Genomic DNA, 13460 nt, shown 5'->3' with positions numbered 1-13460 from the left:
CCTCCCTTGTTCGGGTCCGGGGGTGGTTGGTGGATCAGGGTCCGCGAGAGTGCGGAAGCGGGGCGCCGCCTGGTGGCAGCGCCCCGCTGTCAGACGTGACTGAGACTTACGGGCAGGTACCGAGGGCCGCGCCGTTCGCCTGGTCGATCTTGAACTTGTTGCCGGTGGCGCTGGTGATCTGGATGCAGAAGGCGGTCGAGTTCGGGGCCACCGTTCCGAAAGTCGGCCCGGTGTTTCCCGGGCTCAAGGTGAAGCCATACTTCTGCAGGCCCGTCGGGGCGACATTGTCGAACGTCGGGGTTCCGGCGTTTGGTCCCAGGTCGGTGTAGTACGCGACGACCGCCGTCTTCGCGGAGGCGAGGTCCGACTTGACGCTGGCGTCCTTGGCGTTGTTCTGGACCCCAATGTAGATCGGGATGGCGATGGCGGCGAGGATGCCGATGATGATGACCACCACGAGGAGCTCGATCAGGGTGAAGCCCTTCTCGTCCTCCTCGAGCAGCCCCTGACGGCGAGCGTTGAGCTTGCCCATGAGACGGAAGTACATTTCTGTGTCCAATCGGTCGGGTGATGGTGCGGGGGTGGGCGACTGCGAGATTGCCGCCTCGGGGATGACCATATTTGCCAGCAAGTTCGGAGAAATATCCCCCGTTGCAGGGGTTTTGTGGGCGTTTCCTACCCCAGAACTGGGGAGCATTGTGCTATTTGTGCCTCACCGGAGGGCCAGACCATACGTCCTGTCGGACCAGCTCGGCCGCCAGCACGATCCGGGTCCGCGGCGCGCTCGAACAGCGGCATCCGGGCCGGATGCCGCTTGCCGGTGGAATTGCCTGGATCAGCTCCCGACGGCGCCCGCGATCCCGAAGATGGGAAGGTACAGGGCGACGACCATGCCGCCGATCACGACGCCCAAGAAGGCGATCATGAGCGGCTCGATGAGCGAGGTGAGCTGCTCGGTGGTGGACTCGACTTCCGCCTCGTAGAAGTCGGCGATCTTGTCGAGCATGGTGTCCAGCGAGCCGGCGTCCTCGCCGACCGCCACCATCTGGGTGACCATCGCCGGGAACACCGTCTGCTTACTCAGCGGCGTCGCGATCGACTCGCCCTGGCGCACGCCCTCGGCGACCTCCACGAGCGAGTTCTCTATCACCCAGTTGCCGCTGGTCTCCCCCACGATCCTCAGGGCCTGCAGGATCGGCACACCCGCGGAGATCATGTTCGCGAAGTTCCGGCTGAACCGCGCGATCGCGATCTTCTTGATCAGGGCGCCGAATACGGGCATCCGGAGCTTGAACGGATCGAGCCGGCGACGGACGTTCTCGTCGTTCTTGTGGCGCGGCCACCAGATCGCGAAGGCGATGGCGACGACGGCGATGAGCGGCGCTATCCACACCATCTGGTGGGAGATGATCACGAGCAGTTCTGTGGGCGCCGGGAGCTGTTTGCCCAGCCCGGTGAACATCTTCTCGAAGATCGGCACGATGAAGATCAGCATCGCCAGGACGCCGACCAGCGACATGATCAGCACGATGACCGGGTAGGTCATCGCCGACTTGATCGCGCCGCGGAGCTTCACCTCCTTCTCGAAGTTGTCGGCCACCGCCTCCAGAGCACCGTCGAGGAAGCCGCCGGTCTCCCCCGCGCGGACCATGTTGATCATGAGCGGAGGGAAGACGATCGCGTGCTTGCGCATCGCCTCCGAGACCGCAGTGCCGGCTTCGACCTGATCGCGCACGTCGCCCAGGACGGTCTGCAGCTTCTTGTTGGCGGACTGCTCGGCGAGGATGTTCAGCGTGCGCAGCAGGGACAGGCCTGCGCCGATCATGGTCGCCATCTGGCGGCTCATGATCGCGAGGTCCTTGAGTTTGACCCCCGAGCCGCCGCCGAACTTGATCTCCCGGTTCAGGCCGGTGCCGGCCGCGGCCTCTGTGATGGCGACGGGCGAGAGGCCCATGGTGCGCAGGCGAGAGGCGACAGCGGCCTCGCTGGAGGCGTCGACGCGGCCCTTGACGACCTTGCCGTCGGCGTCGCGACCTTTGTAGTTGTACGGGGTGGTGACCGGCATCAGCGCACCACCGTCCCGGAGTAGCTGTCGCCGAAGTCCGGGCCGCTCGACATGACCGACGACTCCGCAGGCGATTCGACGCGCTGGATGAGGCGGTTGAGGCCCTCCACGTCATGAGCCTTCTCCACTGCGGCGTGCCGCGTGATGACGCCCGAGTTGACCAGGTCGGCCAGGTGCTGGTCCATCGTGCGCATGCCCGACTCGCGTCCGGCCTGCATCATGGAGGCGATCTGATACGTCTTGCCCTCGCGGATGACGTTCGCGATGGCTGGCGTCATCATCAGGATCTCCGTGGCCACAACACGGCCCTTGCCGTTGGCGCGCTTGATGAGCGTCTGCGAGACGACGCCCTGCAGGGTGCCCGCCAGCTGGGCGCGCACCTGGTCCTGCTGATGCGGCGGGAAGACGTCGATGACGCGGTCGATGGTCTGCGGCGCGTCCTGCGTGTGCAGCGTCGCGAACACCAGGTGGCCGGTCTCGGCGGCGGTCAGCGCGACCGAGATCGTCTCCAGGTCGCGGAGCTCGCCGATGAGAATGACGTCGGGGTCTTGGCGCAACACGTGCTTGAGGGCGTTCGCGAAGCTGTGGGTGTCGTGCCCGACCTCCCGCTGGTTCACGATCGATTTCTTGTGCTCGTGCATGAACTCGATCGGGTCCTCGACCGTCACGATGTGGTCCGAGCGCGTGCTGTTGACCAGGTCGATGAGCGCGGCGAGCGTCGTCGACTTGCCGGAGCCGGTCGGGCCGGTGACGAGGACCAGACCGCGCGGAAGCTGCGAGAATTGGCCGACGGCATCGGGCACCCCCAGGGCGGAGAGCTGCTTGATCTCCGTCGGGATGAGGCGGAACGCCCCACCGTACGAGCCGCGCTGCTGGTAGAGGTTGACGCGGAAACGGGAGTTGGCCGAGATCGTGAACGCGAAATCGAGCTCGTGCTCGCGCTCGAAGATCTGCAACTGCCGTTCGTCCAGCAGGCTCATCAGCGCCTTTCTCGTGCGGTCGTGGTTCCACGGCTCGGTGCTCGCCGCGGGCCGCAGTCCGCCGTCGACACGGATGGTCGGAGGCGCACCCACGGTGACGTGGAGGTCGGAGGCCTTCTGGAAGACGACCTCGTGGAGGGCTGCGATCAGGTCTTTGTCGGCCTTCTCGAGTGCTTCCCGCTCGGGCTGGGTGAGCGTCTCGTCGATTTCGGGGATCTCCGGCCGGCTCGCGACCGGCTCGATGATCTGGAAGTCCGGCGTCGGGGTGGCGGCACGGCGGCCTTCGGGGATCAGCCGGCGAACGGGGTCGTGCGCCTCAGTGACTGCCGGGGTCTGGTCAGGACCGGAGTCGAGCGACCAGACGACGGAGGACGATGTCGGCGGGTCGTACGCGGGCTGCGGGGCGGCGGCCGACACGGCCGGCGGGATGTAGGGCGGCGGGTCGTACGCGCCCGGCTGCTCGTATGCGGCGGGCGGCTCGTACGCCACCGGCGGCTCGTACGCCGCTGGCGGCTCGTACGCCGCCGGCGGCTCATACGCCACCGGCTGTGCGGCGCCGGTGGGAGGTTCGTACGCGGGCGCCGGGTAGGCCGGGGCCTCGAACGCCGAGAAGGACGGCGACGGGGGCATCAACGGCACACCGGCACCGGGAGCCCAGCCGGCCGCCGACGCACCTGGCGGCGTCACCGGGATCTCGTACATCGGCTTCTCGCTCGGCGGCGGGAACCCGCCCCAGCTCTCGTCGTTCGTTGTCATCGGCCCTCCTAGGCGACCACTCTCAGGATCTCTTCGACGGACGTCATGCCGCGCTTGACCTTCTCCCAGCCGTCCTCGCGCAGGGTCAGCATCCCCTGCGCGCGGGCGACCCGGCCGATGTCGGCGCTGGAGGCACGATCGACGGTGAGGCGCTCGATCTCCTCCGTCACCGCCATGACCTCGTGCACCGCGATGCGACCCCGGTACCCCGTGTTCGAGCAGGCCGGGCAGCCCGCGGGAACGAAGACCGGCGGCAATTGCTCGTCCGGAACCTCGAACCGCATCCTCCGCAGATCGTCGTGCGTGTACGTCCCCGGCTTCTTGCAGCGGTCGCACAGCCGGCGGGCGAGGCGCTGGGCGACCACGCAGTCGAGGGCGGAGCCGACCAGGAACGGCTCGATGTCCATCTCGGTGAGCCGGGTGACTGCGCTGGGCGCGTCGTTGGTGTGCAGGGTCGAGAGTACGAGGTGGCCCGTCAGCGACGCCTCGATGGCGATCTGGGCGGTCTCGTGGTCGCGGATCTCGCCCAGGAGCACCACGTCGGGGTCGCTGCGGAGGATGCTCCGCAGCGCGCTCGCGAACGTGAGGCCCGCCTTCGGGTTCACCTGCACCTGGTTGATGCCGTGCATCCGGTACTCCACCGGGTCCTCGACCGTGATCACGTTGATCTCCGGCCGGGCGACAGCATTCAGCGTCGTGTACAGGGTGGTCGACTTGCCCGAGCCGGTCGGGCCGGTGACCAGGATCATCCCGTACGGCTTCGAGTAGGACGCCTTGTAGGTCTCGAAGTTGCGCTCGAGCAGATTGAGGTCCGTGAGCGTCATCCCGGTGTTCGTGTTGTCCAGGATCCGCATGACGACCTTCTCGCCCCACACCGTCGGGAGTGTGGCGACGCGCAGGTCGATCTGGCGGCCGCCGTGCACCACCGACATGCGGCCGTCCTGCGGCTTGCGGCGCTCGGCGATGTCGATGTCGCTCATGATCTTCAGCCGCGAGATGACACCGTTCTGGATGGCCTTGGGCGCGCTCTGCATCGCGTGCAGCACGCCGTCGATGCGATAGCGGACCCGCACGTCGTGCTCCGCCGGCTCGATGTGGATGTCGGAGGCGTGGTCCTGGATGGCCTGGCTCACGAGCAGGTTCACAAACCGTACGATCGGCGCCTCGTCGTCCGTCTCCGTCAGCAGACTCTGATCCTCGGCGGGAGCGGACTCCTCCTCGAGCGTGGTGGTGAGGTCGCTGAGCTCGTCGTCGGCGCGGATGTGGCGGTCGATCGCGGTGAGGAGGTCGGACTCCTCCGCGACGAGCGGGGTCACGCTCATCCGGGCGGCGGCGCGGACGTCGTCGATCGCGAAGACGTTCCCGGGGTCGGCCATCGCCAGGATGACCGAACCGTCCACGACGCCCACCGGCAGCACAGTGTGGCGGCGGCAGATCGCACCGGGGATCAAGCCGACCGCGGCGCGATCGACGGGATAGTCGGCGAGCTCGACGAACGGCAGGCCCGCGAGCGCCGCGCGGGCGCGCGCGAGCTGCGCAGGCGTGATCGCACCGCGGCCCAGCAGATCGCGGACGACGGCTTCATCGGAGTTCGGCTCGGTCTCGACCCGGTCGAGGTACTCGATCGGGAGATGGCCGTGCAAGATGAGGATCTCGGTCATGGACGCCACGGGGGACCTCCTCGGATAGGGGTCCTGCCGGCCTCGGGTAGACGGCAGAGCGCCGCCGTCGCCCGGGCGAGTCTCCGGGCGGGGCGAAGCCCTGTCACAGTAACGGCCGCTGAAGTCCGCTCAACAGTCCCGCTTGCGGGTGCCCCATTAAAGGGGGCCAGCGCCTCAGGGTGTGGTTCTCACCGCCGCCGGAGGTCGCCCCGGCGGCTCGCGAGGTAGACGAGGACGCCGGCGAGCACCGCGCAACCCATCGTCGTCATCCAGAACGGGAGAGTGCCTGCGGCGTGGCCTGAGACGGCCTGGACGATGCCGACGACGAAGCTCACCACGGCGACGACGAGCGCCACCGCCGCGAAGCCGACCATCGAGCGGCCGACGGTGTCGGTGTACTCCAGAAGCTGTCTCCACACCCCTCTATTGTCCCGTATGCGTCGCCCGGGGAACGACGAAGGCCCCCGGCAGACGCCGGGGGCCTTCGATCGTGCGGGGAACCTTAGTTGTAGGTGCCCGGGGTGTAGTCGTCCGAGCTGAAGCTGTCGAAGTCGACGAAGCTCAGGTCGTTCTCGCTGAACGCGGAGTCGTCGGCGAAGATGCGGTTGGGGTACCGCTCCGCCTTGGCCTCCTCCGTCGCCTCCACCGAGACGTTCCGGTAGCGGGACAGGCCCGTGCCGGCCGGGATGAGCTTACCGATGATGACGTTCTCCTTGAGACCGATCAGCGGGTCGGACTTGCCCTCCATCGCCGCCTGCGTCAGGACGCGGGTGGTCTCCTGGAAGGACGCGGCCGACAGCCACGACTCGGTCGCCAGCGAGGCCTTGGTGATACCCATGACCTCCTGACGGGCGGACGCCGTCTTCTTGCCCTCGGTCAGCGCCGCACGGTTGATCTCGTTGTACCGCGAGCGGTCGACGAGCTCACCCGGGAGCAGGTCGGTGTCGCCGTGGTCGACGACGGTGACCTTGCGGAGCATCTGACGGACGATGACCTCGATGTGCTTGTCGTGGATCGGCACGCCCTGCGAGCGGTAGACGCCCTGGACGCCGCCCACCAGGTGCTTCTGCACCTCGCGGACGCCCTTCACCCGGAGGACCTCCTTCGGGTCGACGGTGCCGACGATCAGCTGCTGGCCGAGCTCGACGTGCTGGCCGTCCTCCACCAGGAGGGTCGAGCGCTTCAGCACCGGGTAGACGTGCGGCTCGTCGCCGTTGTCCGGGGTCAGGATGACCTTGCGGGACTTGTCCGTCTCCTCGATGACGATGCGGCCGGCGGCCTCGGCGATCGGGGACGCACCCTTGGGGGTACGCGCCTCGAACAGCTCCTGCACGCGCGGCAGACCCTGGGTGATGTCGTCCGCGGAGGCCGAACCACCGGTGTGGAAGGTACGCATCGTCAGCTGCGTTCCGGGCTCACCGATCGACTGGGCGGCGATGATGCCGACCGCCTCGCCGATGTCCACCAGCTTGCCGGTCGCGAGCGAACGGCCGTAGCAGGCGGCGCAGACGCCGACCGCCGACTCGCAGGTGAGCACCGAGCGGACCTTGATGTCGGTCACGCCGGCGGCGACCAGCTTGTCGATGAGCACGTCGCCCACGTCCTCGCCGGCCTTCGCCACGACGTCGCCGTTCGAGCCCACGGCGTCGGCCGCGAGCGTGCGGGCGAACACCGAGTTCTCGACGTTCGGGTCGCGCGTGAGCACGCCCTCGGCGTCGACGGTCGCGATCGGCAGGTCGAGGCCCTTGGTCGTGCCGCAGTCGTCCTCGCGGATGATGACATCCTGCGAGACGTCCACCAGACGACGGGTCAGGTAGCCCGAGTCGGCCGTACGGAGGGCCGTGTCGGCCAGACCCTTACGGGCACCGTGCGTCGCGATGAAGTACTCCGCCACCGACAGCCCCTCGCGGTACGAGGAGATGATCGGACGGGGGATGATCTCACCCTTCGGGTTGTTCACCAGACCACGCATACCGGCGATGTTGCGCACCTGCAGCCAGTTACCACGGGCGCCCGAGGTGACCATGCGGTTGATGGTGTTGTCGACCGGGAAGTTGGCGCGCATGGCCTCGGCCACCTCGTTGGTCGCCTCGGTCCAGATCTTCACCAGCTCCTGGCGACGCTCGAGGTCGGTCGTGAGACCCTTCTCGAACTCCGCCGTGATCTTCGCGGCCTTCTTCTCGTAGCCGGCCACGATCTGCGCCTTGTTCGGCGGGGTCAGGATGTCGCTCAGCGACACCGTGACGCCCGAGCGGGTGCCCCAGTAGAAGCCGGCGTCCTTGATCCGGTCGAGCGCCGCCGCGACCTCCACCTTGGGGTAGCGCTCCGCCAGGGCGTTGACGATCGACGAGATCTGGCCCTTGTCGGCGACCTCCTCCACGTACGGGTAGTCCGCCGGCAGCGCCTCGTTGAAGAGGGCGCGGCCGAGGGTGGTCTCCACGATCGCGGTGGTGGGCTGCGTTCCGGTGTCGGCCGCGTCGGACGGCACGTAGTCGTCCAGGCGGATCTTGACCTTGGCGTTGAGGTGCAGCGTGCCCTGGTCCTTCGCGAGGATCGCCTCGGAGACCGAGGAGAACGCGCGACCCTCGCCCACGGCGCCCTCGCGGACGGTGGTGAGGTGGTGCAGACCGATGATCATGTCCTGCGAGGGCAGGGTGACCGGGCGGCCGTCGGACGGCTTCAGGATGTTGTTCGAGGCGAGCATCAGGATGCGGGCCTCGGCCTGGGCCTCCACCGACAGGGGCAGGTGCACGGCCATCTGGTCGCCGTCGAAGTCCGCGTTGAAGGCGGCGCACACCAGCGGGTGGAGCTGGATGGCCTTGCCCTCGACGAGCTGCGGCTCGAAGGCCTGGATGCCGAGACGGTGCAGGGTGGGAGCGCGGTTCAGGAGGACCGGGCGCTCGCGGATGATCTCCTCGAGGACGTCCCAGACCTGCGGGCGCGAACGCTCCACCATGCGCTTGGCGGCCTTGATGTTCTGAGCGTGGCTCAGGTCGATCAGGCGCTTGATCACGAACGGCTTGAACAGCTCCAGCGCCATCTGCTTGGGCAGACCGCACTGGTGCAGCTTGAGCTGCGGACCCACGATGATGACCGAACGGCCCGAGTAGTCCACGCGCTTGCCGAGCAGGTTCTGGCGGAACCGGCCCTGCTTGCCCTTCAGCATGTCGCTGAGGGACTTGAGCGCGCGGTTGCCGGTGCCCGTGACCGGGCGGCCGCGGCGGCCGTTGTCGAACAGCGCGTCGACGGCCTCCTGCAGCATGCGCTTCTCGTTGTTCACGATGATCTCGGGGGCGCCGAGGTCGAGCAGGCGGCGGAGACGGTTGTTGCGGTTGATCACACGACGGTAGAGGTCGTTCAGGTCGGAGGTCGCGAAGCGGCCACCGTCGAGCTGGACCATCGGGCGCAGCTCCGGCGGGATGACCGGGACGACGTCCAGGACCATCGCGGCCGGCGAGTTGCCGGTCGCCAGGAAGGACGACACCACGCGCAGGCGCTTGATGGCGCGGATCTTCTTCTGGCCCTTGCCGTTGGCGATCTGCTCGCGGAGCAGCTCCGCCTCGGCGCTCAGGTCGAACGCCTGCAGGCGACGCTTGATCGCCTCGGCGCCCATGAACGCCTCGAAGTACAGGCCGTAGCGGTCCACGAGCTCGTTGAAGTCCGCGTCCTCCGGCTTGAGGTCGCCGACCTTGAGGGTGCGGAACGACTCCCACACGCGCTCGAGGCGGGCGATGTCCTCGTCGTAGGACTTGCGGATCTGGCCCATCTCCTTCTCGGAGGTGTCCTTGACGCGACGCTTCTGGTCGGCCTTGGCACCTTCCTCCTCGAGGGCGGCGAGATCGGTCTCCAGGCGCTGCAGACGCTCGGCGACGCGGGCGTCGCGCTGGTCGGCCAGCGTCTTGATCTCCAGGCGCAGCTCGTTCTCGAGGCCCGGGAGGTCGGCGTGACGGCCGTCCTCGTCGACCTCGATCACCATGTAGGCGGCGAAGTAGATGACCTTCTCGAGGTCCTTCGGCGCCATGTCGAGCAGGTAGCCGAGGCGGCTGGGCACACCCTTGAAGTACCAGATGTGCGTGACCGGCGCGGCGAGCTCGATGTGGCCCATGCGCTCACGGCGGACGGAGGACTTGGTGACCTCCACGCCGCAGCGCTCGCACACGATGCCCTTGAACCGGACGCGCTTGTACTTGCCGCACGAGCACTCCCAGTCGCGGGACGGGCCGAAGATCTGCTCTCCGAAGAGGCCGTCCTTCTCGGGCTTCAGCGTGCGGTAGTTGATGGTCTCCGGCTTCTTGACCTCGCCGTAGCTCCAGCGACGGATGTCGTCAGCGGTGGCCAGGCCGATACGCAGCTCATCGAAAGTTGTTGCGTCGAGCAATGTTTCACTCTCTCCTATAGAAGATTCGTCAGTTGGGTCTGGCTACCGGGTCAGATCTCGTCGATCGACGAGGACTCGAACCGGGAGGAGATGTTGATGCCGAGCTCTTCCGCAGCGCGGAAGGCCTCGTCGTCGGCGTCGCGCAGGCTGACCGCCTGGCCGTCGGCCGAGAGGACCTCCACGTTCAGGCAGAGCGACTGCATCTCCTTGATGAGGACCTTGAAGGACTCCGGGATGCCCGGCTCCTGGATGTTCTCACCCTTGACGATGGCCTCGTAGACCTTGACGCGGCCGAGGATGTCATCCGACTTGATGGTCAGGAGCTCCTGGAGCGCGTACGCGGCTCCATAGGCCTCGAGGGCCCACACCTCCATCTCACCGAAGCGCTGGCCACCGAACTGCGCCTTACCACCGAGCGGCTGCTGGGTGATCATCGAGTACGGGCCGGTCGAACGAGCGTGGATCTTGTCGTCGACCAGGTGGTGCAGCTTCAGGATGTACATGTAGCCGACCGACACCGGGTCCGGGTAGGGCTCGCCGGAGCGGCCGTCGAACAGCTGCGTCTTGCCGGAGGACCCGATCAGGCGGTCGCCGTCACGCGTCGGGAGGGTGGCGTCGAGCAGGCCGGCGATCTCCTCCTCCTTCGCGCCGTCGAACACCGGGGTCGCGACCTTGGTGTTCGGGGCTGCGCTGTACGCGGCCTCGGGGAGGTCGGCGGCCCACTTGGGCTTGCCCTTGATCTCCCAGCCGTTCTTGGCGATCCAGCCGAGGTGGATCTCCAGGACCTGGCCGAAGTTCATTCGGCCGGGGACGCCCAGCGGGTTGAGGATGACGTCGACCGGCGTCCCGTCCGCGAGGAACGGCATGTCCTCGACCGGGAGGATCTTGGAGATGACGCCCTTGTTGCCGTGACGGCCGGCGAGCTTGTCGCCCGCGGTGATCTTGCGCTTCTGGGCGATGTAGACCACCACGCGCTGGTTCACGCCGGAGCCGAGCTCGTCGTCGCCGTCCTGCGCGTCGAAGACCTTGACACCGATGATGGTGCCCTCCTCGCCGTGCGGGACCTTGAGGGAGGTGTCGCGCACCTCGCGGCTCTTCTCGTTGAAGATCGCGCGGAGCAGGCGCTCCTCGGCCGACAGCTCGGTCTCGCCCTTCGGGGTGACCTTGCCGACCAGGATGTCGCCGGGGCGCACCTCGGCGCCGATGCGGATGATGCCGCGCTCGTCGAGGTCGGCCAGGAGGTCCGGGCTGACGTTCGGGAGGTCGCGGGTGATCTCCTCCTTGCCGAGCTTGGTGTCGCGGGCGTCGACCTCGTACTCCTCGATGTGGATCGAGGAGAGGGTGTCGTCCTTCACCAGGTTCTGGCTGAGGATGATCGCGTCCTCGAAGTTGTGGCCCTCCCACGGCATGAACGCCACGAGCAGGTTCTTGCCGAGCGCGAGCTCGCCGTTCTCGGTCGCGGGGCCGTCGGCGACGACCTCCCCGGCCTCGATGCGGTCGCCCTCGTCCACGACCACGCGGTGGTTGTACGACGTGCCCTGGTTAGAGCGGTCGAACTTGCGCAGGTAGTAGGACTTGATCGTGCCGTCGTCGGCCTGGACGGTCACGGCGTCGGCCGAGACCTCGGTGACCACACCGGACTTCTCGGCGGTGACCACGTCACCGGCGTCGATGGCCGCGTAGCCCTCCATACCGGTTCCGACCACCGGGCTCTCCGAGCGGAGCAGCGGCACCGCCTGGCGCTGCATGTTCGCACCCATGAGGGCTCGGTTGGCGTCGTCGTGCTCGAGGAACGGGATGAGCGAGGTGCCCACCGAGACCATCTGGCGCGGGGAGACGTCCATGTAGCCGATCTCGTCGGCGGGGATCAGGTCGACCTCGCCGCCCTTCTGACGGGCCAGGACGCGCTCCTCGGTGAAGTGGCCGCTCGGGTCGAGCGGGGCGTTGGCCTGCGCGACGACGAAGTCGTCCTCCTCGGAGGCGGTCAGGTAGTCGATCTGGTCGGTGACCCGGCCGTCGACGACCTTGCGGTACGGCGTCTCGATGAAGCCGAACGAGTTGATCCGCGCGAACGACGCGAGCGAGCCGATCAGACCGATGTTCGGGCCTTCCGGCGTCTCGATCGGGCACATGCGGCCGTAGTGCGACGGGTGGACGTCGCGGACCTCGACGCCCGCGCGCTCACGGCTCAGACCACCCGGGCCCAGCGCCGACAGGCGGCGCTTGTGGGTCAGGCCCGCGAGCGGGTTGTTCTGGTCCATGAACTGCGAGAGCTGCGAGGTGCCGAAGAACTCCTTGATCGCGGCGACGACGGGTCGCACGTTGATCAGGGTCTGCGGGGTGATCGCCTCGATGTCCTGCGTGGTCATGCGCTCGCGGACGACGCGCTCCATGCGGCTCAGGCCCGTGCGGACCTGGTTCTGGATGAGCTCGCCGACGGCGCGGATGCGACGGTTGCCGAAGTGGTCGATGTCGTCGGTGTCGAGACGGATGTCGGTCTCGACACCGTTGCGCAGGCCCTTGATCGTGGTCTGGCCGTCGTGCAGGGCGACCAGGTACTTGATCGTGGCGATGATGTCCTGGACGGTCAGCACCGAGTCCGTCAGCGGGGCCTCGAGGCCGAGCTTGCGGTTGATCTTGTAACGGCCGACCTTGGCGAGGTCGTAGCGCTTCGGGTTGAAGTAGAAGTTGTCCAGCAGCGCACGTGCGGCCTCGGCGGCGACCTGCTCGCCCGGACGCAGCTTGCGGTAGATGTCCTTCAGCGCCTCCTCCTTGGTGAGGATGGCGTCCTTCTCGAGGGTCAGCTCGATCGACTGGAAGCCGGCGAACTCGGCGAGGATCTCCTCGCTGGTGAGACCGAGGGCCTTCAGGAAGACGGTGACCGACTGCTTGCGCTTGCGGTCGATGCGGACACCGACCTGGTCGCGCTTGTCGATCTCGAACTCGAGCCACGCGCCGCGGCTCGGGATGATGCGCGCCGAGTAGATGTCCTTGTCGGAGGTCTTGTCGGCTGCGGCCTCGAAGTAGACGCCCGGCGAGCGGACGAGCTGGGAGACGACGACACGCTCGGTGCCGTTGATGATGAAGGTGCCCTTCTCGGTCATGAGCGGGAAGTCGCCCATGAAGACCGTCTGGGTCTTGATCTCACCGGTGAGGTGGTTCATGAACTCGGCCTCGACGTAGAGCGGGGCAGCGTAGGTCTTGCCCTTCTCCTTGCACTCGTCGATCGAGTACTTCTTCTCCTCCAGGAACGGGTTCGTGAACGAGAGCTGCATGGTCTCGCCGAGGTCCTCGATGGGGGAGATCTCCTCGAAGATCTCCTCGAGGCCCGTGTTGGCGGGCAGATCCTGGCGACCCTGTGCCTCGGCCTCGGCGACGCGTGCCTTCCACGCGTCGTTGCCGACCAGCCAGTCGAAGCTCTCCGTCTGCAGTGCGAGCAGATCGGGAACGGTGAGGGTGTCCGTGATCTTGGCGAACGAAAGACGAGATGCGGCTCGTCCGTTCTTGGGTGTCTTGTCGGTGTTGGTTGCGTTGCGCGCAGCAGCCAAGGAAATAACCTCCGTGGGCCCCGTCGGGCCAGTTACTGTCGGTCGAGATGTGGTGTTGTGAGGGACGAGGAC

7 protein-coding genes are annotated in these 13460 nt (G+C 67.3%); all 7 read right to left on the bottom strand.

The window, feature by feature from the left end:
• Window positions 1-106 precede the first annotated feature (106 nt).
• The 7 genes from HNR13_RS21855 to rpoB all read right to left on the bottom strand — a co-directional run bounded on the left by HNR13_RS21855 (window position 107) and on the right by rpoB (window position 13388).
• Window positions 107-547 carry a type IV pilin protein gene (locus tag HNR13_RS21855; protein ID WP_281369278.1) on the bottom strand — a complete coding sequence of 147 codons (441 nt, stop codon included), beginning with the start codon at window positions 545-547 and terminating at the stop codon, window positions 107-109.
• 288 nt (window positions 548-835) lie between these two features.
• Window positions 836-2065, bottom strand: a complete 1230-nt coding sequence (locus HNR13_RS06385) for a type II secretion system F family protein (RefSeq protein WP_179604981.1) — start codon at window positions 2063-2065, stop codon at window positions 836-838.
• Window positions 2065-3801, bottom strand: a complete 1737-nt coding sequence (locus HNR13_RS06380) for a type IV pilus twitching motility protein PilT (RefSeq protein ID WP_281369277.1) — start codon at window positions 3799-3801, stop codon at window positions 2065-2067. Before HNR13_RS06380 ends, HNR13_RS06385 begins: the two co-directional genes overlap by 1 nt.
• Before the next feature lie 8 nt (window positions 3802-3809).
• Window positions 3810-5471: a GspE/PulE family protein gene (locus HNR13_RS06375; protein ID WP_343063480.1), complete on the bottom strand. Its 1662-nt coding sequence runs from the start codon at window positions 5469-5471 to the stop codon at window positions 3810-3812.
• 179 nt (window positions 5472-5650) lie between these two features.
• Entirely contained in the window at window positions 5651-5881 is a 231-nt protein-coding gene (locus HNR13_RS06370) for a hypothetical protein (protein ID WP_179604980.1), read from the bottom strand.
• An 83-nt stretch (window positions 5882-5964) separates the two neighbouring features.
• Window positions 5965-9840 carry a DNA-directed RNA polymerase subunit beta' gene (locus tag HNR13_RS06365; RefSeq protein ID WP_179604979.1) on the bottom strand — a complete coding sequence of 1292 codons (3876 nt, stop codon included), beginning with the start codon at window positions 9838-9840 and terminating at the stop codon, window positions 5965-5967.
• Between the two features lie 50 nt (window positions 9841-9890).
• Window positions 9891-13388, bottom strand: a complete 3498-nt coding sequence (gene rpoB, locus HNR13_RS06360) for a DNA-directed RNA polymerase subunit beta (RefSeq protein WP_179604978.1) — start codon at window positions 13386-13388, stop codon at window positions 9891-9893.
• Window positions 13389-13460 lie beyond the last annotated feature (72 nt).

The organism is Leifsonia shinshuensis (genome assembly GCF_013410375.1).
GTDB classification, from domain to species: domain Bacteria; phylum Actinomycetota; class Actinomycetes; order Actinomycetales; family Microbacteriaceae; genus Leifsonia; species Leifsonia shinshuensis.
The sequence above is the reverse complement of the archived record's forward strand: the minus strand, read 5'-3'. Positions and strand labels throughout refer to the sequence as shown.

Coding starts and splice junctions, on each gene's coding strand:
- HNR13_RS21855 (WP_281369278.1), bottom strand. CDS start 547: ATGTACTTCCGTCTCATGGGCAAGCTCAACGCTCGCCGTCAGGGGCTG.
- HNR13_RS06385 (WP_179604981.1), bottom strand. CDS start 2,065: ATGCCGGTCACCACCCCGTACAACTACAAAGGTCGCGACGCCGACGGC.
- HNR13_RS06380 (WP_281369277.1), bottom strand. CDS start 3,801: ATGACAACGAACGACGAGAGCTGGGGCGGGTTCCCGCCGCCGAGCGAG.